General features: G+C 40.9%; 29 protein-coding genes. 20 read left to right on the top strand and 9 right to left on the bottom strand.

The window, feature by feature from the left end; all coding sequences use genetic code 11:
• Positions 1-37: 37 nt before the first annotated feature.
• Both C6W18_RS16350 and C6W18_RS16345 read left to right on the top strand, forming a co-directional pair.
• Positions 38-592 (top strand): class D sortase, encoded by a 555-nt coding sequence (locus C6W18_RS16350; RefSeq protein ID WP_105928304.1) that lies wholly within the window; start codon positions 38-40, stop codon positions 590-592.
• Positions 585-920 carry a hypothetical protein gene (locus C6W18_RS16345; protein WP_105928258.1) on the top strand — a complete coding sequence of 112 codons (336 nt, stop codon included), beginning with the start codon at positions 585-587 and terminating at the stop codon, positions 918-920. Before C6W18_RS16350 ends, C6W18_RS16345 begins: the two co-directional genes overlap by 8 nt.
• Before the next feature lie 55 nt (positions 921-975).
• On the opposite strand, the gene C6W18_RS16340 is transcribed toward C6W18_RS16345, so the two are convergent.
• From C6W18_RS16340 to C6W18_RS16330, 3 genes are all read right to left on the bottom strand, one after another.
• On the bottom strand, positions 976-1,290 hold the full coding sequence (locus C6W18_RS16340) for a DMT family transporter (RefSeq protein ID WP_034323125.1): 315 nt from the start codon (positions 1,288-1,290) through the stop codon (positions 976-978).
• 1 nt (position 1,291) lies between these two features.
• The gene (locus tag C6W18_RS16335) at positions 1,292-1,636 is read right to left on the bottom strand and encodes a DMT family transporter (protein WP_105928257.1); all 345 of its coding nucleotides are present in this window, start codon (positions 1,634-1,636) and stop codon (positions 1,292-1,294) included.
• Positions 1,637-1,707: 71 nt separating this feature from the next.
• Complete coding sequence (locus C6W18_RS16330; protein WP_105928303.1) at positions 1,708-2,286, bottom strand: TetR/AcrR family transcriptional regulator; 579 nt, start codon at positions 2,284-2,286, stop codon at positions 1,708-1,710.
• Between the two features lie 199 nt (positions 2,287-2,485).
• Between C6W18_RS16330 and C6W18_RS16325 the strand changes: the two genes are divergently transcribed.
• The 7 genes from C6W18_RS16325 to C6W18_RS16295 all read left to right on the top strand — a co-directional run bounded on the left by C6W18_RS16325 (position 2,486) and on the right by C6W18_RS16295 (position 9,918).
• Positions 2,486-3,034, top strand: coding sequence for a VanZ family protein (locus C6W18_RS16325; protein WP_105928256.1), 549 nt, complete (start codon positions 2,486-2,488; stop codon positions 3,032-3,034).
• Positions 3,031-3,495 (top strand): DUF6884 domain-containing protein, encoded by a 465-nt coding sequence (locus tag C6W18_RS16320; RefSeq protein WP_105928255.1) that lies wholly within the window; start codon positions 3,031-3,033, stop codon positions 3,493-3,495. Before C6W18_RS16325 ends, C6W18_RS16320 begins: the two co-directional genes overlap by 4 nt.
• Positions 3,496-3,642: 147 nt before the next feature.
• A complete protein-coding gene (locus C6W18_RS16315; RefSeq protein WP_105928254.1) occupies positions 3,643-4,272 on the top strand; it encodes a rhamnogalacturonan acetylesterase in 630 nt (209 codons plus the stop codon).
• A 152-nt stretch (positions 4,273-4,424) separates the two neighbouring features.
• Positions 4,425-5,468: an NAD(P)/FAD-dependent oxidoreductase gene (locus tag C6W18_RS16310; protein WP_105928253.1), complete on the top strand. Its 1,044-nt coding sequence runs from the start codon at positions 4,425-4,427 to the stop codon at positions 5,466-5,468.
• Positions 5,469-5,538: 70 nt separating this feature from the next.
• On the top strand, positions 5,539-7,122 hold the full coding sequence (locus C6W18_RS16305) for a helix-turn-helix domain-containing protein (RefSeq protein ID WP_105928252.1): 1,584 nt from the start codon (positions 5,539-5,541) through the stop codon (positions 7,120-7,122).
• 138 nt (positions 7,123-7,260) lie between these two features.
• Positions 7,261-8,190 (top strand): ABC transporter substrate-binding protein, encoded by a 930-nt coding sequence (locus C6W18_RS16300; RefSeq protein WP_105928251.1) that lies wholly within the window; start codon positions 7,261-7,263, stop codon positions 8,188-8,190.
• 12 nt (positions 8,191-8,202) lie between these two features.
• The gene (locus C6W18_RS16295) at positions 8,203-9,918 is read left to right on the top strand and encodes an ABC transporter ATP-binding protein (protein ID WP_105928250.1); all 1,716 of its coding nucleotides are present in this window, start codon (positions 8,203-8,205) and stop codon (positions 9,916-9,918) included.
• Positions 9,919-9,997: 79 nt separating this feature from the next.
• Here C6W18_RS16295 and C6W18_RS16290 read toward each other — a convergent pair whose 3' ends face one another.
• On the bottom strand, positions 9,998-10,324 hold the full coding sequence (locus C6W18_RS16290; RefSeq protein WP_034323106.1) for a YnfA family protein: 327 nt from the start codon (positions 10,322-10,324) through the stop codon (positions 9,998-10,000).
• Positions 10,325-10,680: 356 nt separating this feature from the next.
• Here C6W18_RS16290 and C6W18_RS16285 point away from each other — a divergent pair, with 356 nt between their 5' ends.
• The 6 genes from C6W18_RS16285 (at position 10,681) to C6W18_RS16260 (ending at position 14,536) form a co-directional block, all read left to right on the top strand.
• Positions 10,681-11,247: an RNA polymerase sigma factor gene (locus C6W18_RS16285; RefSeq protein WP_105928249.1), complete on the top strand. Its 567-nt coding sequence runs from the start codon at positions 10,681-10,683 to the stop codon at positions 11,245-11,247.
• Entirely contained in the window at positions 11,244-11,999 is a 756-nt protein-coding gene (locus C6W18_RS16280; protein ID WP_105928248.1) for an anti-sigma factor, read from the top strand. The genes C6W18_RS16285 and C6W18_RS16280 overlap by 4 nt, the downstream gene beginning before the upstream one ends.
• A gap of 99 nt (positions 12,000-12,098) precedes the next feature.
• Positions 12,099-12,602, top strand: coding sequence for a hypothetical protein (locus C6W18_RS16275; RefSeq protein WP_105928247.1), 504 nt, complete (start codon positions 12,099-12,101; stop codon positions 12,600-12,602).
• Between the two features lie 90 nt (positions 12,603-12,692).
• Entirely contained in the window at positions 12,693-13,700 is a 1,008-nt protein-coding gene (locus C6W18_RS16270; protein WP_105928246.1) for a zinc-binding alcohol dehydrogenase family protein, read from the top strand.
• An 11-nt stretch (positions 13,701-13,711) separates the two neighbouring features.
• Positions 13,712-14,239 (top strand): YfiT family bacillithiol transferase, encoded by a 528-nt coding sequence (locus tag C6W18_RS16265; RefSeq protein ID WP_105928245.1) that lies wholly within the window; start codon positions 13,712-13,714, stop codon positions 14,237-14,239.
• A gap of 12 nt (positions 14,240-14,251) precedes the next feature.
• Positions 14,252-14,536 (top strand): hypothetical protein, encoded by a 285-nt coding sequence (locus tag C6W18_RS16260; RefSeq protein WP_105928244.1) that lies wholly within the window; start codon positions 14,252-14,254, stop codon positions 14,534-14,536.
• A 22-nt stretch (positions 14,537-14,558) separates the two neighbouring features.
• Here the strand turns inward: C6W18_RS16260 and C6W18_RS16255 are convergent, their stop codons facing one another.
• Positions 14,559-15,038, bottom strand: coding sequence for a MarR family transcriptional regulator (locus C6W18_RS16255; RefSeq protein ID WP_008341672.1), 480 nt, complete (start codon positions 15,036-15,038; stop codon positions 14,559-14,561).
• 167 nt (positions 15,039-15,205) lie between these two features.
• Here C6W18_RS16255 and mprF point away from each other — a divergent pair, with 167 nt between their 5' ends.
• The 3 genes from mprF to C6W18_RS16240 all read left to right on the top strand — a co-directional run bounded on the left by mprF (position 15,206) and on the right by C6W18_RS16240 (position 19,222).
• A complete protein-coding gene (mprF, locus tag C6W18_RS16250; RefSeq protein ID WP_034323089.1) occupies positions 15,206-17,776 on the top strand; it encodes a bifunctional lysylphosphatidylglycerol flippase/synthetase MprF in 2,571 nt (856 codons plus the stop codon).
• A gap of 92 nt (positions 17,777-17,868) precedes the next feature.
• Complete coding sequence (locus tag C6W18_RS16245; protein WP_034323086.1) at positions 17,869-18,417, top strand: thioredoxin family protein; 549 nt, start codon at positions 17,869-17,871, stop codon at positions 18,415-18,417.
• Positions 18,418-18,754: 337 nt separating this feature from the next.
• On the top strand, positions 18,755-19,222 hold the full coding sequence (locus tag C6W18_RS16240) for a thiol-disulfide oxidoreductase DCC family protein (RefSeq protein ID WP_034323084.1): 468 nt from the start codon (positions 18,755-18,757) through the stop codon (positions 19,220-19,222).
• Between the two features lie 36 nt (positions 19,223-19,258).
• On the opposite strand, the gene C6W18_RS16235 is transcribed toward C6W18_RS16240, so the two are convergent.
• Positions 19,259-20,515, bottom strand: coding sequence for a transcriptional regulator (locus C6W18_RS16235; RefSeq protein WP_034323081.1), 1,257 nt, complete (start codon positions 20,513-20,515; stop codon positions 19,259-19,261).
• Between the two features lie 272 nt (positions 20,516-20,787).
• Between C6W18_RS16235 and C6W18_RS16230 the strand changes: the two genes are divergently transcribed.
• Positions 20,788-21,375: a nitroreductase family protein gene (locus C6W18_RS16230; protein ID WP_189318111.1), complete on the top strand. Its 588-nt coding sequence runs from the start codon at positions 20,788-20,790 to the stop codon at positions 21,373-21,375.
• 37 nt (positions 21,376-21,412) lie between these two features.
• Here the strand turns inward: C6W18_RS16230 and C6W18_RS16225 are convergent, their stop codons facing one another.
• The 3 genes from C6W18_RS16225 to C6W18_RS16215 all read right to left on the bottom strand — a co-directional run bounded on the left by C6W18_RS16225 (position 21,413) and on the right by C6W18_RS16215 (position 22,690).
• Positions 21,413-21,568 (bottom strand): YfhD family protein, encoded by a 156-nt coding sequence (locus tag C6W18_RS16225; protein WP_105928242.1) that lies wholly within the window; start codon positions 21,566-21,568, stop codon positions 21,413-21,415.
• Positions 21,569-21,629: 61 nt separating this feature from the next.
• Positions 21,630-21,740, bottom strand: a complete 111-nt coding sequence (locus C6W18_RS16220) for a YfhE family protein (protein WP_078061727.1) — start codon at positions 21,738-21,740, stop codon at positions 21,630-21,632.
• A 53-nt stretch (positions 21,741-21,793) separates the two neighbouring features.
• Positions 21,794-22,690, bottom strand: a complete 897-nt coding sequence (locus tag C6W18_RS16215; protein ID WP_105928241.1) for a TIGR01777 family oxidoreductase — start codon at positions 22,688-22,690, stop codon at positions 21,794-21,796.
• A 94-nt stretch (positions 22,691-22,784) separates the two neighbouring features.
• On the opposite strand from C6W18_RS16215, the gene recX reads away from it, so the two are divergent.
• The gene (gene recX / locus C6W18_RS16210) at positions 22,785-23,576 is read left to right on the top strand and encodes a recombination regulator RecX (RefSeq protein ID WP_105928240.1); all 792 of its coding nucleotides are present in this window, start codon (positions 22,785-22,787) and stop codon (positions 23,574-23,576) included.

The raw sequence follows: 23,576 nt of genomic DNA, 5'->3' as shown, positions 1-23,576 counted from the left end.
AACCTTACTAGGCTGCTTTTTGGTGTTCATTGGTCTGATGCTCATCTCCGTACCTCTTATATATGAATGGCGAACATCTCAAGAGGCTGCGGCAATGGAACGGGCATTAAAGATGATTAAAGAGAATGACAGTGACAACCTTTCTTCCATTCCACATTTAACTGTGTCAGAAGAAGACCTGCGTGATGTCATGGAACTAGAGATTCCGTCAATTGATTTAAACGAAAAAGTGCTTCCTGTCACCTCAGAAGAAAATTTAGGCATTGCACTGACTCAAATCAAGCCTCACCAATTACCAGGTGAAGGGAACTTTACAATTGCAGGCCATAGAGGCTATAGAGGTGATCGGCTTTTTCGACAGCTGCCAGAGGTGCCTAAAGGAGAAAAAGTCATCTTACATCATCAAGGGGAAACATACGAATATCAAATTGTCAGCTCTGCTACGATTGAGCCGACGGATGTTGATGTATTAAAAGATCGTGAAAAAAATGAACTGACATTGATCACTTGCACACTTGATGGCAAGAAACGCTTTGTCTTAAAAGGTATACGTACAAATGATCAAAAGGGTGAGCGTATTTCGGATGCATAAGAACAAAATAATAGATGCTGAGTACGGTGGAAAAGAAGTAAAGAAGACGTTGACGATAGACATGTTGCACCAATTGTTATCGGAGCATTATCCCACATTAAAAGACGAACATTGGGATGTTGATGTGGATACCATTCGAGCTTCACCCATTCTTCATCCTTTATTAAAAAGAAAGCTTCCGATTGGTGTTGAGAAATTTACCTGTGTTTTGTTCACGCAACAGACAGCATCTTTTGGAGACCCTTTGATTGTGTACTTTTTATTGGATGAGAAAGGCGAGTCGTTTTACGCAATGGATCTCTTTTTTGAGCAGAACTGCGCACATTAAACGAATTTAAAAAAGGAAGGGGTTTTTACGCCCTTCCTTTTTTGTCATGATTGAATCACGCAAATAACTTCAGTCCAACCACACCAATGACAATCAGTAGCAGGCTGAGCATCCGAATCATGTTTTTCGGTTCTTTAAAGAGAATCATATTGAACAAGACAGAGCCCGCAGTTCCAAGTCCAATCCAGACCGTATAAGCGACGGATACTTGAACGGAAGAGAACGAAGCGTATAAAAACAAAAAGGATAAAGCAAAACCGCCGACAAATAGTAGGCCTGTAGTGATTTGCTTTTTCTTACTAAACATACTCAAGCCAATGGTTCCGCCGATTTCACAGACAGAGGCTAACAACACAAAAAACCAGCCCATATTATACCGCTTCTCCTTTCTGCTCATGTGCATCTCCATCAGACACTTTTAATCCAATAATGCCGAGGACCAATATCCCCATAAATAAGAGCTTTTCGAATGAAAACGAACCACCGAACAGCGCATAATCCATCATAGACGTACCGATTGTTCCAACTCCGGCAAATACGGCGTATACCGTTCCTGTCGGCAGCTTCTCACAAGCTTTCATTAAAAAATAAAAATCAATCGGGATGAGGCAGATAATGATCGCCCACTCCCACACAGCATCTGCTTTATTTAAACCAAACACCCAAAGTAACTCAAATAAACAAGTGAGTGCGACATACATCCAGCTTTTCCTCATGTTATTCCTCCTAAAACTGACGATTCGTCATTTTGAAGCCAAAAAAGAACGTACAGCATGTGCTGTACTTTTTAAGGTGTCTCTATGCCAAGTGCGTAAACGAGAAATTGCTTGACCTCTCGTTTTTGAATAAGGACTTCTTCTGTATCTGTTTCTGTAAATAAATACATTTGCTCAGCTGAGGATTCAAGTAAACCGATAATGAATTTCGCGGCGTAATGACAATTCAAGTTCGCGCGGACTCTTTTGTCCTGCTTTGCTTTTTCTAGAAAAGTGGCGATCCATTTGTAAATCGGCTCATAAATATCTTCCCATTCCTTTAAATGCTCGGTGGCAGCTAAACCTGAATAGGTCAGGGCAAGGACATCACGGTATTTTCTTGTAAAAGAGAATATGAATTCAACAAGCGCATCTGCTTGATCGAGGACATCTGCATGCTGAGTTAATTCCTTTTCAATTGCAGGCACCATCTCCGAGATCATATGCTCTGCGATAGCAGGCATGACAGACAGCTTTGAAGGAAAATATAAATAATACGTTCCTTGCGCTACCCCTGCTGCTTTCACAATATCCGAAATGGTCGTCTTTTCAATTCCTTTTTCTTTAAACGCGTCAATGGCAGCAAGCATAATCTTTTCTCGTTTTGACATATCATCACCGACCTTAAATGACTGAATGTCAGTCAGTTTAGCGGAAAACTGACGATTTGTCAATAGCCCTTTTGAAGTGCTAACCTCATATAGACTGTAGTACAATCAGGGATAACCTATGAATAGATGATGGACTGTATGAATAGGCTGTAATATGTCCAAGCAATCTAATAAACAAATAGAAAGGAGCTACACATCTATGAAATTATTATCATCACTTCCAATCGGCTCCTTATTGCTACTTGTTATATTGTTTGTTTACATGCGATTCAGGTATGCAAAGAAGCGCAATCAATCCATGTATTTGTTCACAGAAACTGCCCTTGCATTTCTGTTTTTTTATACGAGCACATTGCTATATTTAACGGTATTACCCAATCAATTTTCCGCAGCAAAGGATCAAGTGAGTGTCAATTTCATTCCACTTCATTCGATCTATCAAAATTTTCATGCACTGCATCATGGTTACCCTGCACTCGTTTACTTAAATATCATAGGGAACATTTTGCTATTTGTACCGATTGGCTTTTTGCTTTTTTGCGGTTTTAAAAAAATGACATGGCAGAAAGCGGTCTTGACAGGTTTTCTGTTATCAACAAGTATTGAAATGTTGCAATGGTTGTTTTCTACATATGGCATCATTACAAGAAGTAGTGATGTTGATGATTTGATCTTAAACACGCTTGGTACAGCGATTGGTTGCATGTTCTACATCTTATATCGAAGCAAAAAGGGGGTGTTAAGGTGAAGCGAATTTGTATCATTCCGTGTGGAGCAAAGAAAATATGGGATGTGTCAAAAGAGGCCGGTAGCCAGCCAGCACATCTTGTGTATTTAAGCCCACTACATCAACGAACAAAAACCTATGCACAAACGTTTTTTGATGATTGGGTGATTCTATCAGGAAAGTACGGATTCTTGCATGAAGACGACATTATTCCTGCAAATTATGATGTGACGTTCGGTACAAATCATATAGAGCTCATTACAGAAGAACAGCTCCGACGGCAATTTTATGAAAAACAGCTAACAGCCTTTGATGAGTTGGTGGTGCTTGGCGGGAAAAAATTTAGAAAAGTCATTGATCCACTTCTGCTAGACCATCAGCATGCGAATTACCCACTTGCACCATATAAAGGAATTGGATATATGTTAAAAGCACTAATAGAAGCAACAGAATCAGGCACAGAACTAACAGCACATGATTGAAGGAAAAATGATTCCTTAATGTCTCTCTATGCAGGGTTTTAAAGAATGAAAAGCGAATTATTTGTAAGCAATACTAAAAAGATCAGCTCACCTTTTCTATCGACGAATGAATGAAAATGGATCCTATATTAAAAGGGGGCAGTACTCATGACAACCATCTATTTAGCTGGTGACTCGACCGTTTGTTCTTACCCAGATCGTCCTGTTCAAGGAGGTTGGGGGGAATTTCTCCACCTCTATACTGCAAATGATGTGTCGGTGATCAATAAGGCAATTGGAGGCAGAAGCTCAAAGACGTTTATTGAAGAAGGGCGGCTCGACGACATATTAGCCAAGATTCAACCAGGCGACTGGCTTTTTATCCAAATGGGGCATAACGATGCGTCCACCAAAAAACCGGAGCGACATACTGACCCTTTTACTACGTATAAGGCCTACTTATCACAATACATTCAAGGGGCTAGAGAAAAAGGGGCAAACCCTTTACTCCTGACACCTGTCGGCCGCTTTCATGAAGAGAATGGGGTATATGTCAATGATTTTCCTGCATATTGTGAGGCGATGAAGGAGCTGGCTGATGAAGAACAAGTGCTGATCGTTGATTTAATGACAGCAAGTCTTGACTTTTATCAGGCATCAGGTCATGAAAAGACAGCATCATATTTTATGCTTTCAACCGGTATTGATGATCGTACACATTTTACAAAAACAGGTGCAGATGCCATCGCAAGACTCGTTTCACTTGAACTAAAAGATCTTGGATTGTCATTTGTTTAAGCTACGTCTAGGACGAGTTTTAGGACTCGTCTTTTTATTTTGTAGAAAGTTATTGCCACCACTTACTCCTGTAGACTACAATGAATATGTATGATAATGAGAATCAATATCACTTATTTAGCATAGATAGCTACAAAACAGGAGGGACACGAATGACAGAGCAACTTGAATTGTTTGACGTGACAATTATCGGTGGTGGGCCTGCTGGCATGTATACCGCCTTTTATAGCGGAATGCGTGATTTAAAAACGAAGGTCCTTGAATACAATGAAACCCTTGGAGGAAAAGTGCTCCTTTACCCGGAAAAAGTCATTTGGGATGTAGGCGGATTAGTGCCGACAAGAGGAGAGCAATTAATTAAACAGCTTGAACAGCAAGCCAAAACATTTGAACCTGTCATTGCATTAAATCAAAAAATAACAGACTTTCATCGCTTAGAAGATGGAAATATATTGATTGCGTCCGAAAATGGTGATCGCCATTTAACCAAAACCTTGATTTTGGCAATGGGGCATGGTATTCCAGTTCAAAGAAAGCTGGAGGTTGAAAATGCAGATCGCTATGAAGTAACAAACCTTTATTATACGGTTCAGGAGCTCAAAACCTTCGCTGGAAAAAGAGTCGTCATCTCTGGGGGCGGCGATTCTGCGGTGGATTGGGCAAATGCCCTTGTGCCAATTGCGAAAAGTGTCACTGTTATACACCGCAGAGATATGTTTGGTGGACATGAAAAAAACGTGGCGAATATGAAAGCGTCAAGTGCACGTATTTTAACCCCACATGAATTAACGGACCTACATGGTAACGGAAAAGAAATCGAAGCTGTCACTGTTCAGCATTTAGAAACAGGTGAAAAAGAACGTATTGAAACAGACGCAGTCATTGTCAACCACGGCATGAAAGGCGATTTAAGTGTTCTTGCAGAATGGGGATTAAAGCAAGGTGAATGGGGACTCATTGAAGTGAATGAGCAGATGGAGACCAATTTACCAGGTGTGTATGCAGTAGGTGATTTATGTACACATAAAAGCAAGGTCCGCTTGATTGCAGGAACTTTTGTAGATGGTGTGAACGCACTAAATAGTGCGAAGTTATATATCGAACCAGATGCGGAGAAAGTGGCGTATGTATCTTCTCATAATGAACGTTTTAAGGAAAAAAACAAAGAATTGCTGGCAGCCGGTGCAGATCGCTAAAAAAACAAAACAAGAAGGGTGGTGCCGCAACGGCATCACCTTTTTTATGGCTGAAAGGAGGTATCTGAAGATGAACGCACAAATGGAAACGATGCTACATGTGAAAAAGAAAATTCAGATGTGTCTGAAAGCAAAACAAACGAACAGATGGCAGACAAAATCTCCAAGCGTTTTAACAGCTGATGGTACCGTTGTCATTCAGCTAGAAGGAATGGAGTACGAGCTTGACGGTGGGGATAGCCTGTTTATACGATCTCACATCCCCGTTGTCATCCGTTCTTTATCTCATCAGCAAGTCACAGTCTTTGCTGTTTCATTTGAACATTACATGCTCACAAATGATGCTGATGATGAATTAATTTATAAAATCAATTATGATACCCTGCCTGATAACGGGCAAGTGGTGATGGGCTCACCGGTATTATTTCATCATATTAAACGTTTAAGTGACCCCTCTTATTCAGAAAGTAGCCAAGTGAAGCTACTAAAACTAGTATTGCAAATATTCCAGCAACAAAATGAAAAAACAACGGATGCAGATCATTATTCAATTCAAATGATCCTTCAATACATTGCAGAACATTACCAACAAGAACTGACCCGTAAGGACTTAGCACATAAAATGGGCTTTAATGAAAGCTATTTCTCAACTTTTTTTAAGAAAAGCGTTGGGATGAGTGTCACAGATTATATTGCACAAATTCGAATGGATGAAGCAAAAAAGCTATTGTTCAAAACCGATGAACAGGTTCAGGCGATTGCACAAAGAGTAGGCTATACTGATAGCCTCTATTTCAGCAGAAAATTTCGTCAAAAAACGGGCAGATCGCCTAGTCAGTATCGACTGAGCCGCGAACCAAAACGAATTGCCGCTTTTCAATTTGTAGGCTCTTTGCTTGCGCTTGGAGTGAAACCAATTTGCATGGAAGAAGATATTGCTCTTTATTCAGATGTGCTTCAAGGGCAACTCAGTGATGTTATCGTCATTCATGAGCATACACCTGACGACGTTTTGAAGGACATGAACTTAGACCTCATTTTAATGCCTGATTATTTCTATACAAATATAGAATGGATGAAACGCATGGAGAAAATCGCTCCTGTGCTTGTTTTTCCATATAGTCGTCTGAGTCCTGTAGAGGAGGTACTTTGTTTAGGTAGCCTCATCGGAAGGAACGAAGAAGCAAAGCAATGGGTGGAGCGTTATGAGAAGCAAGCACAGAAAGAAAGAGCTCGCTTGACGCCATTTTTAAAAGAAAAGGAAACGGTTGCTTTATATGAGATAAGGGGACATGACAAGGTGTATATGTGGTCTTTTCATGCGAGAGGGGCAATCAACCTATATAAAACGTTGGGGGTGATGCCCCCTGAAGCCATTCAAGAGGAGGTGCTGAAACCTGATAAACATGTTGTGATTCCGCTTGAGCGTTTAGCAGATTATGCAGCAGATCATATGTTTTTTATTGTGGCTGTTCGGCATGGATGGTACAGACATATGGACAAACGTATGAAGGAAAGTGATGTCCTGCGTAATTTACCCGCAGTGCAAAATGATACATTCTACCTGTTAAAACTAGAAGAATTTAGATTTGGTGAAGGGGAACGGGCGATAGAAATCATGAAACGATTCTCTCAATTTTTAATAAAAGAATAAGAGTATCTAACAATTGTCCATAAATAAGTTATGACGATTATCCATAGACCGATAGAAAAGCGGTTGATAGAATACGAGAGACAAATAAATGATAATGGTTCTCAGTTATTCATCATGATATGGAGGAGAAAAGCAGTTATGAAAAAACAAGTCATATTTCTTAGTTTAATGGCTTTAGTGTTGTTATTTGCACTAGCAGCCTGCGGTCAAAAGGAAGAAAGTAAAAAAGCCGAAGAAAAAACAAAAACGGTTGACACAGTGAAAGGCAAGGTCGAGATTCCAGCAAATCCAAAGCGTATTCTCGTAGATGGCTATTTGGGTAGTGCTGTTGCACTAGGGGTAAAACCGGTTGGCGCCACAACACAAGATTTAAAAAACATACATCTCAAAGGCAAAGTGGATGGTGTGGCAGACATTAGTGATGAACGCTCTGCCGAAAAGGTGGCAAGCTTAAAACCAGACCTCATCATTTCAGCTGTAGACGATGAAAAGGTACTTGACGTCTACAGAAAGGTTGCCCCAACGATTGTTTATCCGTTCGGTGTATTTAAAGATTCACAAGAAGAGATCACTACATTAGCCGGCATCTTGAATAAAGAAGAAGAAGGAAAAGCGTTTTTGAAAAAATTTAATCAACGTATGGAAGCTGCTAGAAAGAAAGTGAAAACAGTCATCAAAGAAGGCGAAACAGTGTCAATCTTGGGTGCATTTAGAAATGATGTCTATGTGTATGGGAATGGTATCTATCGAGGTGGACAAGCACTTTACGAACAATTGCAGCTTCAGCCGCCAAAAGAGGTTGCAGACACTATTCTAAATGGAAAGTCAGGATTTGAACATATTTCATATGAAGTGCTACCAAAGTATGCAGGTGATTATATATTTGTTGATGAAGCCAACGGAGGTACGTTCGATAAGAACAATTCAATATGGAAAAGCTTAAAAGCAGTGAAAAAGAATCAAGTACATGACTTGGATATTACGTATTTCTGGCCATTCGATCCAATAGCTATCGCCAATCAAGCAGAAAAATACGTTGAGATATTGACAGAATTATCTCAGAAGTAAGGGGGCTGCTTTTTGTTAAAACGATTTTTCTCCTATTATAAGCCATATATGGGGCTGTTTATATTAGATTTTTCCTGTGCCGTCATAGCGGCACTTCTTGAATTATCATTTCCACTCGCGATCAGTATGGTTGTAGACGATCTTCTCCCAAATAGAAACTGGGAAATGATTCTCATCTGGAGTGGAATTTTACTGGCAGTCTATGTTGTCAGCTCAGCAATGAATTATGTGGTGACATATTTTGGACATAAGCTAGGTATCAATATTGAAACAGATATGAGAAGTCAGCTATTCACCCACGTACAAAAAATGTCTTTTCGATTCTTTGATCAAAAGAAAACAGGAAAGCTTGTTTCACGCATGACAAACGATTTAATGGATATTGGTGAAATCGCTCACCACGGGCCTGAAGATTTATTTATTGCAATGATGACTCTTACAGGTGCATTTGCCCTGATGCTATCAATTAATTGGCAGCTTGCCGTCCTCACGTTTCTCATTGTCCCATTCTTAATAGGGCTATCGGTTTATTTTACGAAGAAAATGTCGATTGCCTTTGATCACATGTTTTCAAGCATTGGTCGATTCAATGCTAGGGTTGAGAATAATGTGAGCGGAATTCGAGTAGTGAAGGCATTTGGGAATGAAACGCATGAGATTGATCGCTTTATTGAACACAATGAACAGTTTAAACAAACGAAATTAACCACATACAAAATGATGGCATTACACGCTTCAATTAGTCACCTGCTTATGAAGGGCGTCACCATCTTTGGACTTGTATGCGGGACATGGTTTGTGATGCAAAAGAATATGACCTATGGCGAATTCATTTCATTCGTCCTGCTATCTGGAATCTTTTTAGGACCCATTCAACAAATTAATTCAGTCATTGAGACGTATCCAAAGGGAGTCGCAAGCTTTAAGCGATTTGTTAAGCTCTTAGATCAAGCCCCAGACGAAAAGGACGTCCCTGATGCGATTCATGTCGACGGGCTAAAAGGTGAAATTACATTTCATGATGTCAGCTTTGGTTATGAGAAGGACAGTTTGATCCTTGAGCATATTAATCTGGAGATCAAACAAGGGGAAACGGTTGCCATTGTAGGTCCTTCCGGTGCTGGTAAATCAACGCTATGCAGTTTATTACCAAGGTTTTATGAATGGCAATTTGGAACCATTACGATAGACGGCATTGATAGTAGACAAATGAAGCTGTCTTCACTGCGTCAACAAATTGGAATAGTCCAACAAGACGTCTATTTATTTAATGGGAGCATTCGAGAGAACATTCTTTATGGAAAGCTTGATGCAACTGAGGATGAAATATGGCAGGCGGTGTCAAAAGCAGAGCTAAAAGAACTCGTCGAATCCCTGCCCGAAGGTCTTGATACAATGATTGGTGAAAGAGGCGTCAAGCTGTCAGGTGGACAAAAGCAGCGTGTATCAATCGCACGTATTTTCCTGAAAAATCCACCTATTTTAATACTGGATGAAGCGACCTCATCACTAGATACTGAAACAGAGGCTTCGATCCAACGATCACTAGAAGAGCTTTCAGAAGGTAGAACGACGCTAGTCATTGCGCATCGCCTTGCAACTATTCAACATGCAGATCGAATTGTGGTTGTGACAAAAGGTGGCATTGCAGAGCAAGGAAATCACAAAACATTACTAACGCAAAATGGCTTATATAAGCGCCTTTATGAAACACAATTCGGGGCATAAAAAGTCCATTAGGAGAAATGTGAAAGCCGGCAAAAGTGCGCCGGCTTTTTTCTCATGACAAGTATCGCAATCTTTTGCCCTAGTTTCTAGGGGCAAAGAGCATTATACTCACACCTATTAAACAAATAAGAGCGCCTACCCAATCGTACAAATCAGGTGTTTTTCGATCCACCCACCATCCCCAAAACACAGCGAGAATGACAAAAACTCCACCATAGGCAGCATAAACCCGTCCAAAGGTTGGGAATTGTTGGAAGGTGGGGATGACGCCATAAGCGACCAAAATGAGGCTTCCGGCGATCCCGTAGCTGACGGGTTTTGCTTCACGCAGCCAAAGCCAGACAAGATAGCCGCCGCCAATTTCAGCTAAACCAGCTAATAAAAAAAGGACAATCGTTCCAATCATTGACGGACACTCCAGTTCTCCTATTTACGTTCTATTATGACATCATGAAAGAATGCGTTCCACCCGATTTGAATTGAGAGACTCTCGAGAGTTTGCTAAAATCAACTGAACAGTGAATGGTAACACATGGATTCTTGACTTTTTTGGCATAAGTGATCCAAACGGTCTGTCAATTCGTAAAGTAAGTACATTCTCATGAGGAGCACACTTCCTTTTTTAGCGCTCTTTTTTTCTCTTTAAAAAAAGAGTAAAGTACAAAGTAGGCTTATCACTGTAACCTCGTGATATAAGCAATACGTGAAGGATTTCATGATGAATGCAGCATGCTCTTTCTCATGAAAAGGAAGGAGATGACCATGGACACACTGAAGGATTTTGAGCTGTATCACAAGATCAAATATGATCGTCACAAGCCTTCGCTTGAAATGTTGTACGATCGCTATGAACGTGTGTTATATTCGTTTATTTATAAAATGACTGGAAACCGTGAGCTCGCGGAGGAAGTGCTTCAAGAAGTCTTTATCAAGCTTTGGCGCGGCATAGGAGAATACAATACGGATAAAGGGAAATTCTCCTCGTGGTTATTCATGATCTCACGCAACACAGCCATTGATCTCCTAAGAAAACACCGGAACGAAACAGCACTAGAAGATGAGCATATTGAATACTTGGCAGATCATCAAGAAGATGTGTCAAAAGAAGTGGAATGGAACGAGGAAAAACAAATCATACGTGAAGCAGTATCTACATTGTCAAAAGAACAGCAAAACATTATAGAAGATGTCTATTTTAATGGAATGACACAAAAGAGCATTGCAGAAAAGCTAGGCATCCCCATTGGAACGGTGAAGGGAAGGGTTCGATTGTCATTGAAGCATTTACGAACGAGACTGTCTCGCGGAGGAAAGGAGGAAGAGGCATGACTCAGTGTAAACATCAAGTGATTGATTATTTCAACGGGCATTTACAAGGAGAAGAAAAGGCGCAATTTGAAGAGCACATCAAGCACTGCTCGGCTTGCAAAGAAGAGCTTGAAGAATTGACATCACTCATGTCTGACATTCCGTTTTTAGCAGGTGACCAAACACCTCCGGCGGGGATGAAAGATCGCATTTTATCCCAAGTGTTTGAAGAAGAGACGTCAGAGACAGTCACAGCAAAGACCGACCAGAAAAAAGAGCTCAAGGTCGTACCTGAACGAAACGAGATCAAACCGCCACAAAAGAAGCGAAACCAGTGGCTATTGCCACTCGTTGCGGCACTGTTTCTCATGTCTGCAGCTGGAAACGTGTATTTCCTGACGAATGGAAAAGAACAGGCGGAAGAACCTGTAAGAGTTGTTGCGACAAAGTCACTGGCATCTGCCGCATCACCAAAAACAACGGGTGCTTTTTCAGTGATCGAGCATAACGGCAAAAAAGAGCTTGTTGTGAGTGCAGACGGGTTAAAGGGTCAGCTTGATTCATCTGCTGTTTATCAAGTATGGCTCATTAAAGGAGATCAGCCGATTCCAGCCGGTGCCTTTAAAACAGATAGCAAAGGGGAAGGCACCGTCACCTATGCGTTATCTGAAAAAGAAGCAAGCGAATCATGGGATACCGTGGCTGTCACCCTTGAACCAAAAAAGGATAACCAGCTTCCGCAAGGTCCTGTCGTACTAAGTGCTGCATTTTAAGTTTTATTCATGAAGGATGCCTTTTTCAGGGCATCCTTTTTTGATAGGCGGAGGGAACTTTTAAAAAAATGAGACGTAGTACTTAGGGAGGTGAAACACATGAAAGCATACATAGAAAAAGAACTATTTCTCTTATTTGTTAGACACGCATTTACCGCATTATATTTTTTAGTGTTTCCGTTTGTCATCCAAGTCCTTTACACCCCATCTCCTTTATTGATAGCCATCATCGCTCTTTTTATGACTCATAACTTAGCAGAAAGTATCATTTGGTTTTACAAATCGAGAAAGATCAGGAAGCGCCAGTCCGGCGATATATCCAAACGGGGGTATGTCTTTGTTCAGCTTGTGCAAAGGCTCGAACAGCTCATCATGATCGTTTTTGTGATTTTCTTTATCAGCGAATGGATACGTGGAGGGGCAGATAACTTTACCCTCTCATTCACTATTTTTCTATTGATCATCGTTTTCCTGCAGCACGTTCAGTTTTATTACGTTCAGCTATTCTTTAAATCAAAGAGCTGGTTCACTTATGTTCCTTCTTTGAAAAAGGCTCGTCCTTCTTACATTGCGAGGGAGCGAAAGGCTTTGAAGCGGTCATAAATGTGCCATCGCTCCGTTGATCCACCTATAAACATCAGAAAATTATGATAAAATGTGGAAAAGAAGCATGGAGAAAGGGAGTGCGAGCGAGTGAAGGCAGTTGGACTATTTGAGTACTTGCCGATTGATAATGAGCAAAGCCTGATGGATCAGGAGGTAAAAAAGCCTAAAGCAGCTGGCAGAGATATACTGGTGAAGGTAGAGGCTGTGTCGGTGAATCCAGTGGATACAAAGGTGAGGTCACCGAAGGATCAGAAGGAAGAAGAATTGAAAATTCTTGGCTACGATGCAAGCGGCACGGTTGTTGAAGTAGGCGAAGATTGTACGTTGTTTCAGCCTGGAGACCACGTGTACTATGCAGGAGATATTACGCGTCAGGGCTCAAATAGTGAATACCAGCTTGTGGATGAGAGAATTGTCGCGAAAAAGCCTGCAAATCTTTCTTTTGCAGAAGCAGCTGCGATGCCTCTTACGACCATTACGGCATATGAAGCGTTATTTGACCGGATGCATATGAAGCAGAATGCAGAAGGCTCGACACTGCTGATCATCGGTGGTGCAGGCGGGGTGGGTTCGATTGCCATTCAACTGGCCAAATTAGCGAAGGCAACTGTGATCGCTACCGCATCAAGACCGGAAACAAAGAAGTGGTGTCTGTCATTAGGTGCCGATCATATCATTGACCATCATCAGCCGCTCTTCACGCAGCTTCAGGAAAAAGGGATTGGCGAAGTGGATTTCATTTTATGCTTAAATGATACAGATGGGCATTTTAAAGGAATGGCAGAAGCGATTAAACCCCAAGGTACGATCTGTACGATTGTTGAAAATCAACATCATTTAGACATTCAATTGCTCAAAAATAAAAGTGCTGCATTTGTATGGGAATTCATGTTCACAAGGCCTATGTACGAAACAGCAGATATGATCAAGCAGCACGAGCTTTTAACTGAAGCGAGTGAGTTATTTGAACAGGGGAAATTAACACATACCTTAACAAAGGTTCTCAGCCCGATCAATGCTGTCCATTTGAAGCAGGCACATCAAACGCTTGAGCAAGGGAAGATGATTGGTAAATTTGTGCTAGAAGGGTTTTAGGGGGGAAGCATATGACGTCATTACAATATCCGATTGGCTTATATAAACCAGTTGGAACACAAACGAAAGAACAGCTTGAGGCATGGATTGATCAGTTGGCAGCGATCCCTCAACGGTATGAAGAAGTGACTGCACAGTTGACAGATGCTCAGCTGGATACACCGTATCGGCCGGGAGGGTGGACTGTCCGTCAGCTCATTCATCACGTAGCGGACAGCCATCTGAATGCTTACTTGCGATTCAAACTCGCTCTCACAGAAGATACACCACACATACGTCCATATGATCAGGAGGCATTTGCCTCCCTTCCAGATAGCGAGGCACCCATCAGTCTATCACTGCCCTTGATCAACAGTCTGCATCGCAGGTGGGTCACCTTGCTTCGCGGGATGTCAGAGGAAGACTTTAGCGCTGCATATTATCACTCAGCCGATCAACAAACGGTGTCCTTATATGATGCAACAGGCAAGTATGTCTGGCATTCACAGCACCACCTTGCCCATGTGACGGAATTAATCAAAAGAAATCAGTGGAATTAAAGGAGTAGACACATGTCTGGTAGAAGAATTGTCGGCGCCATGTTTATCTGTATGGCGGCCTTGTTTTATATAGCGAAATACGTTCTGTTTGAGATACGCTATAGTAACAGCTTAGGCTCAGAAAGAACGATTGAGGAACTTGAACATCTGCTGCCTGGCGGGACGTGGATCAGCATCATTTTTCTTATCATCGGTGTAGGTTATCTCTTATGGGATGATAGGGAAGTCATTCGTAAATTTCTCTTCACTCCAGATCGACAAGTACAAGAAGAAACAAAAAAGACGGACCTCAAGTGACCGTCTTTTTCCCTTTTCATTTTTAGCCACGTTCAGGGCGCAGTGCTTTTTCTAAGATGGCTAGCCCTTCATTGACTTTTTCTTTTTCCTCATCATTGAGCCGTTGCAGGGAATTTTTAATTTTTTCGTGTCCTTTTTGATAAATACTTCTGAAAATATTTTTGGCTTCCTCTGTCAGTTCTACGACAATGATTCGCCGGTCACGCTCAGAGTGCTTTCGCTCGACAAAGTTAGACTGTTCTAAACGGTCAAGCAAGCCTGTCATATTGGACAAAGAAGCCCCCATTTTTTCAGCAATTTCGGATACCTTAAGAGAGCCATGGTTATTGAGCAGCATGAGTACCTTCATTTGAGGCATACTCATATCAAGCTTCATCCATTCAGAAACATCTCCAAGACCTGCAGCAGTAAGCACTTTCATATAAAGCACCCATGTCTTTTTTTCCTCTGGAGATAGAATTTCTTCTTTTAATACGGTGGTGTCATGAATATTATATTCCACGCTTGTTCACTTCCTTTAAGCGGCTCTTTTCTTTATATTACTGATTTTTACTTCTAATTGAAAGTATCATCAAGCTTTTGAATGTTAAACTGCATGAATCAAGTGGTATTTGTTGTATAATAATGATCAGTTGAAATAAATGAAGCAACCTAGAAAGTTGGGAAAACATGTGGAACAAAAAAACGGGTATGACGGTCTTGAAAATGCTTTTTCCGATCGTGATTATCCTTGTCTTAATTTTTGTCGCCAAGCAGGAGCTCAGCGGCCTTTCCATTAAAAAGACTTTTTATATTATTGACAGCTTGAATCGAATGGACTTGTTTATTCTTGTCTTTCTTGGACTTGTCGCGGTTTTATCGATGTCCTTATATGATTTTATTTTAAGAAAAAGCCTTAATATGCCAATCAGCGGCTGGAAAACGATTCGTATTTCTTGGATTGCGAACTCCTTTAATAGTGTACTTGGTTTCGGCGGCTTATCGGGAGCAGGGCTCAGAACACTTCTATACAAGGAGTACATAACAGATACGAAAAAACTGCTGAAAGGCATTGCCCTTTTGACATCCTCTGTCCTTTTGGGTCTATCTATTTTCAGTGATTTGATCTTGGTCAGGGTTCTGCCTGTTGAAAGTATTATTAGTCAGGAGCCGTGGCTATGGGCATTTGTCATTATCTTTGCCTGTATTGTACCAATTTACATCATCATGGCCTCGGTTCGAAAAAGTTCGATTGAGAGCGGTGAAAATGGACTGAAGCACCCGATCTACGCTTATATTGGCGCATCGTTTTTAGAATGGCTGGCAGCAGGTCTTGTCATGTACATGGCTGTCGTCTCAATGGGGATGAACGTCGATGTCCGTATTGTATTAGGTGTGTTTGCCATTGCATCAATCGGCGGTTTAATCAGTATGGTTCCAGGCGGGTTTGGTTCATTTGATTTGATCTTTTTACTCAGCATGCAATACATTGGTTTTGACAAAGAGATGGTGCTGACGGCGCTAGTATTGTACCGTTTCGTATACTCGATCTTCCCGTTTATTCTTGGGCTATGTCTTGCTGCATATGATTTAACCGGAACGACGCTTAGACGTCTTGAAGGCAACCCAAGGATGGCACCTGCCATTGAAACAACGAACGTCTTAATTATCTTACACCGCGCCCTATTAATCCGTTTATTGTACGGGTCTATATCCATTTTAACGTTTGGAAGTGGCCTGCTCATTATGGCTTCTGTTGTGCTTCCTGTTGATCGTTTAGGCGTAATTACCAGCATTCCACGCTTTCTGTTATCGGGGTTTAATGGTCTTTCTTTAATGTTCGGAATCATTTTAATGATTTTGTCCATTGAAGTGTATAAAAGAACAAAAAGATCTTACGTGCTGACGATGATTGCCTTAGCTGGCGGTTTTGTGTTTACTTTGTTAAAAGGGTTTAACCTGAGTCTAATCTTTATTTTGCCAGTCATCATGGCGGTGTTTTTCTCTCTTCGAAATCAATTTGTGAAGCAGCAGGCGCCGTATTCCTTATATCAGTTTGTGGCGGCTGCCGCGGGATATTTACTCGTTTTGTTTAACTATAATGTCATTGGCAACTTTATTTGGACGAAAATCGGGCATTTTCTGAGTAAGGACTACTTGGTGCATAATGAACGGCACATCACGATGACAAGTATGATTGCTTTAATTGGTGTACCGCTTTTCTTCTTCATTAGCAAACTGATTTTTAATAAAAAAGCATTTCCAATTGGGGAAGAAGCAGATGAAGAAAAATTAAAAGCGTTTTTAGAAGAAAAGGGAGGAAATGCCCTCAGTCATCTTGGCTTTTTAGGAGACAAAAAGCTGTTTTTCTCAAGTGATGGAGAGGCGATGCTACAGTTTGGCCGAATTGGCCGCTGCGTCATTGTGCTCGGAGATCCTTCTGGACGTAAAGCGTCTTATCCGCTTGTACTTGAAGAGTTTTTGCAGCAGACCGAAAAAGCAGGCTATCGCGTCGCTTTTTACCAAGTAGAACGAGAAGGGATGGCTCTCTATCATGACTTAGGCTTTCACTTTTTTAAGCTTGGGGAAGAAGCCATGGTCGACTTAGAAACGTTTTCTCTATCAGGTAAGAAAAAATCGAATTTACGAGCTGTCGCTAATAAGTTTGAACGAGAAGGCTATACCTTTGAGATGGTGGAACCACCCTTTTCAGATGAATTGATCTCTACCTTAAAACAGATCTCTGACAGCTGGCTTGGAAAGAAAAAAGAAAAAGGATTTTCTCTCGGCTACTTTCATGAAGACTACCTTCAAAAAGCACCGATTGCGCTCTTAAAAGATGAACAAGGGCAGATCATTTCCTTTGTGTCATTAATGCCGATGTACCAAAAAGGAGAGATATCCATCGACTTGATGCGCCATATGCATGATGCTCCGAACGGAATGATGGATGCGCTGTTTATTCACCTTTTTCAATGGGGGAAAGAAAAAGGCTACAAATCCTTTAACATGGGAATGGCACCTTTATCAAATGTAGGCACGTTCCATCAGTCGTTCCTCACAGAACGTTTGGCGAGTGTCATCTTCAATAACGTCAGATATATGTATAGTTTCAGCGGATTACGTTCGTTTAAACAGAAATATAAACCCGAATGGCACGGAAAATATTTAGCGTATAAAAAGAATACGTCACTAGCTGTTACCATGGTGCTTGTCACCAAGCTGATCGGAATGGATCCAAATCGGAAACGGCGTCAATAAGTCATAAAGCCTTTACCTTTCACTAGGTGAAGGTTTTTTTAGACAAAAGAACAGAAAAAGTGGTAAAGTTGAAGGGTAAAGGGGATGTTAAAATGACATTGAATGAATGGTTTACAAAGGGATTAGCTGAACGTACATATGTACACAACATGGAGAAAAACCGTGAAAATCTACTTACGGTGTACAATCAGTACGCAATTCATCAAAAAGAAAAAGAGCTGTTTCAACGGCTGCAAAAGAAAAAGCTCCGAGCGCTTGTCATCACAGCGGATTGGTGCGGGGATGCGATGGTCAATGTACCGATTTTCATGCGTATTGCGAGTGAAGCACTCATTGATGCGCGCTATTTCATTCGGGACGAGCATCTAGACCTGATGGATCAGTATTTAACGAACGGGACCGCAAGATCGATTCCGATTATCGTCATCATTGATCAGGACGGGAATGAAGTGGGGAAATGGGGACCTCGCTCAGCAGAAGCACAGCGCTTTGTCGACGAGAAAAAACCAGACAAAGATGCACCTGATTTTGAAGAAGCTTTTAAGGTATTTGCGAAAGAAGCCGCACATCACTATACGACAGATCGTTTCTTATGGAAAGATATTGAGAAAGAAATAGTAGAAGTTCTGGAAAAAATATAAACCAAAAGACTACTTCGCCGCAATGGGAAGTAGTCTTTTTTTATCTTGTTTTTGCGTTTTACCTACAAAACACCGCATAAAGTTGTAGAAAAACCGCAGATTTCTATCAAATACCGCAGAAAACCGCAAAGCACCACGATTTTCCCAACCACTTTTAGTTGAATAACCTCATATATGCCATAAAATCATCAATTTTGCCCTTATCTAAAGGCTCATATAACGCACGTTGGTTTGCTTTTTCCCAATACAAGAGGCCCAGCAACTATAGTAATCTAATTGTAATCTCCTTTGAACGAACTAAAAAAACAAATGACGGAAAAGGGCTGGCGATCAATCTATGAAAAAAATCATTTATCTCGACCAAGAAAAGAAGAAGCTTGCTGAATCAAAAAAAAGAGAACAGCGTTCCATCAAATCACTCAGGCTGCTTGTGTTTTATGATGGACAAAGTCCTACATGTGCAAAAGCGATTGACCTGCTAAAATCACTCGATTGGAAGAACCGTATTCACTTTGAATCATTTAGACATTCACAGCTGCTTAGGCTCAATAAAATAAGTGAAGAGAAGGCAGAAAAACGAATCGTGTCTATTTCCTTAGCCAAAAATCAGAAAAATTCAGGGATCTATACTTTGCTACGTATTGCTTATAACATCCCAGCATTATGGGGAACGGTCCCATTCATTGTGCTCAGCATTTGGCTAGGATTTGGACAGCATGCGTATGATTATTTTGCGAGAAAACGGTATATTCATTCTGTCGAACAAGTCACCCGTCCAGATACAGATCAACAAAAAACCATTTAATGAAAAGAAAAAGCATGACCTTCGATCGGCAGAAGGTCATGCTTTTTTGTAATAGGGAATATATGACGCTAGGTGATCAAGCAGCTTCCCCGTGTAGGACATATACGCACGTTCGTCAAGCTGAGAAGCTGCATAGGAAAGCAAGGTTCTAAGAGCAAACAAGTACTCACTGTGCAGCTGATTTTGTTCAAAGTAGGGAATGGCTGCTTCGACTAAATAAGTTTTCAAATCATGAGGATTCTCCTCAATCATCAATTTATAGATTTTGATCATATATAAACAGTTTGGCTGAATACGAGGCTGTTTTAACAGCTCGTGTATGTAGGGAAGGGCCTTTTTGCGGTCATATTCAGCATATAATGTTGCAATTTCATATAGCGTTTCACAGTAACGATCTTCTATCTGTTCTTGATTAAAGTAATTGAGTGAATCTAGTAAATAAGGCACAGCAGAAGAGAAATCACCTTCACGTTTTAAGAGCACCCCATAATAAAAATAAGCCGTCATTTTAATATAGGCATCAGGGTGAAGAGAAGTGTGCAAAATCACTTCTTTTAAATATTTTTTAGCGGTTTGAAAGGCTTTTAGTTCCAGTGAGATCACGCCATGAATGAGTGTACAATGAATAATCCGCTTGAAATTGTTCTTTTGTCTATATAAATCCATTGCTTGATGTGTGGCTTCAAGCGCATCACCAAGATGTCCCATGTTGCCAAGCGCTTTTGCATAGTGATAATACAGGTCGCTCTGTTCAACAGAAGCATAAGAAAAGCAGCTTTCAAGCTTTTTCAGTCCTTCTTCGAGCTGACCATTTTTAATTTGATGAATGCCATCTAGATATTCGAAAATTTCTTTTTCCCTTTTAATAAAGGTTTTTTCAAACTTTTTGAGCACGCGGTGTGTTTTTAAGGCAAGCGGCTGTTTTTTCGTTAATAAATAAAATTGAAATAAGGACAAATGATACTGAATCCCTAAATCTAGCGAAAAGAACTGCTCTTCGTGATGAATGATCATTTCTGCATTTTGTTCAGCCTGATCGAGTGCATAGAAATACATGTTCATTTGAAATTCATCTAGCAATGACAGCAGGTGACGCGCCTTTTGCGACAGCGATTCTTGACTGATGCCAAGCTTTTCAAGCAGCAGATTGATCGTATCTTGATTGGCCTCCTTTGAGCCATTTTCAATTTTACTTAAATGAGAGACAGAACAAATCCCTTCTGCCAATTCAGATTGGGTCATATTTTGTTTATAACGATAGAGCTTAATGATTTGCCCAATATTGATTTTCATTCCATCCAGAAGCCTCCCTTCCAATCATGGGTTGAAAGCTGTTTTAAAAAATGGCCGAATCAGATGAAATGGGAATACCTGATATCATTTCATCATCTTGGCTGATTTCTCAAAATTTGTTTAAAACGTAATATGATTGTAACATTACTTGAAAAAGTCAAACAACTTTTTAGCAGATGGGGAGGGATACTCTATTTGCAACAACACGAAATGATGTTTATAATGTGAATGAGAATCAATTTCAATTAAAATTGATTGAAAGGATGACATATATGCCAGAAATGAAACAACAAACAGAAGCGTTAACGGTTCGAGACGCTGTCAGATATAGACGATCGATTCGAAAATTCAAAGAAACGGTAGTGACCATTGAGCAGCTTCAGCCATTATTAGAGGATGCGGTCTATGCACCGAATCATAAAATCACTGAGCCATGGCGCTTTCTATATGCAACGACCGATGAAGCAAAAGCGACATTTGTTGAGCGATTCATTGCTTTCTTTAAACGCAACAACCCAGATGCAAAAGAAGAGAAAATCAATCAATACAGAGACTACTTTTCAAAAGTTCCAGCGCTTTTATTTGTCGTATTAAAGGAAGACGAGAACCCAGTGGTGAGAAATGATGATTTTGCCGCGGTGAGCGCTTTGATTCAAAATTTCCAGCTGCTCGCTTGGGATCAAGGGATCGGTATGGTATGGAAGAGCGGCCGCATTTTATACGACAAAGGCTTTCAACAGGACATGGGATTAAAGGAAAACGAGCGTTTTGCTGCCATCCTTCATATCGGATATCCAGAAGAGGTACCTGAGGAAAAATCACGTCAAAAGGCATCAAGCCTGCTTACTGAAATTAAATAAAAGAAAGCAGACCGTTTAAAAGGGTCTGCTTTTTTACTTATTGTTTTTTGGCGCGCTGATCGGCTGCTTTCATACGTGCCATTGCTTTTACGTCATTTGGATCTGCAAGTTCTTTGGAAAATTCAACATATTCGCCATCTGTCTCTTGAGCCGCAATTTGTTGGACAGATTTCTTGTGTTGGTCTTTATTCAAAGCCTTCTCCTCCTTTACAAGATCACTTTAGTTATGTGCTTGTTGGAGTGGAATATCCGTCTTATTTGCTTCTTTTTTCTGCTGCTCTTTCCGCTTTTTTGAATTCCTGCTGATACAGGACTTCCTGGGTTTTCTTCAGCTTTGAAGTTGGCTGGTGTTCTTTTTTCTTCATCAAAATGGCCCCCTCATATCGTTTCTACATAGGATGGGTGTTTTTGACAAACTTTATTCCTTTGAATGTAAAATTGCTTCTTTTAATTCAGGGTGCAAAAATTCATAAGAAGAAAGCAGGGCCTTTTTCGGTAGGGCACGCTGGCCTTCTAAAACAAGTAATGACATTTCGCCAAGTGCCGTTTTGATAACAAAGGCTGGCACCTTCAACCAGTGGGGGCGGTGAAGGGCGGAGGCGATGGCTTGTCCGAGCTGCTTCATTTGAACAGGATTCGGAGACGTGACATTAAGTGGACCCGATACCGCGTCATGACGGATGGCAAAGGCAATGAGATGTGCCACATCCTCCACATGAACCCATGATACCCATTGTGACCCGGGGCCAATGGTTCCACCGGCAAACAGCTTGTATGGCAAGGTCATGAGTGGAAGTGTTCCTTTTTCTCCTAACACAACCCCAAAGCGTGTATAAACAGTTCGAATGCCGAGAGCCTCAATTTTTTGACCTTCAGCTTCCCAAAGCTTTGACGTATGACTTAAGAAATCTGTATCGGCTGGAGGGGCTTCCTCCGTAAAATCCTCGGTCTTAGAAGTGCCATAAATACCGACAGCACTGGCTTGAATAAGCACAGACGGTTTCGATTCCTGCGCTTCGATGATGCGTCTCACTTCTTGCGTTGATTGTAGACGGCTAGAGAGGATGCCTTCTTTTGCCTTGTCTGTCCAGCGTGTGAAAATAGATTTTCCAGCTAGGTTAATCCATACATCGATAGCAGGCAATTCATGCTCAGGGGCGGCACCTTCTGTCAGCCACTGCACATAATGTAAATGATTTTGTTCGGATTCCTTTGGGTTTCTTGTTAAAATATATAGATGATGTCCTTCAGCTGCGAGCACTTTTGTGACATGCTGGCCGATAAAACCGGTTCCTCCGGTAATGGCGATATTCAATTGACATCTCTCCTCTCATATACATACCTATATCTTTCACAATTTTGAATCAGAAGAAACATCCTGACTGTTTTAGAAAAGGAGTGATTACAGGATGCCTTATATTACAAAAATTTCTGCTCAGAAAAACAATACAGAGCGCGTCAACATCTTCCTTGATGAAAAGTACGCCTTTAGCGTTGATCTAGATGTGCTCGTTCAGCACGATTTGAAAAAAGGGAAAGAGCTGGACGAAGCAGAGATCATTGAGATTCAATTCGGCGATTCCGTCAAAAAGGGATTTCAGCAGGCTGTCGATTATTTATCTTATCGCATGAGATCAGTAAAAGAAGTCACCGATTATTTGACGAAAAAAGAAATACCAGCACCTGCTATTAGTGAAATTATACACAAATTAAAGCATTATAAGTATGTAAATGATCTTGAATTTGCAGAAGCATATGTGAACACCCACCGAAAAACGAACAGCAAAGGGCCTTCCGTCCTGAAAAAAGAGTTAAAGCTAAAAGGCATAGACGATGACACCATTGAACAAGCGCTATCGCAATATCCTGATGACTTACAGCTGGAGGAAGCCGTCAATCAGGTTCTCAAGCTGGTGAGAAAAGAAAAGAATCGTTCTGCAAAAGAGATCGAACAGCGCATCAAGCTTCAGCTTCAGCGAAAGGGATTTTCATTTGCGATCATTGATAAAGCCCTTCAAGAAGCCTATGATGGACAAGAAGAGGAAAAGGAAGAAGAAGCCCTCCTGTATATGCTAGAGAAGGCAAAGCGCAAGGTAGGATATGACGGATCATTTGAAAAGAAGATGAAAGTGAAGCAATTTCTATACCGAAAAGGCTTTGATCTCGATACAATTGATCACGTTTTAAACAAAGGGGAATAA

It is taken from the genome of Bacillus sp. LLTC93 (genome assembly GCF_002993125.1).
Lineage (GTDB): Bacteria > Bacillota > Bacilli > Bacillales > Bacillaceae > Bacillus > Bacillus zhangzhouensis.
Note: the sequence above shows the minus strand (reverse complement) of the source record. Positions and strands in the feature narration are given on the sequence as shown.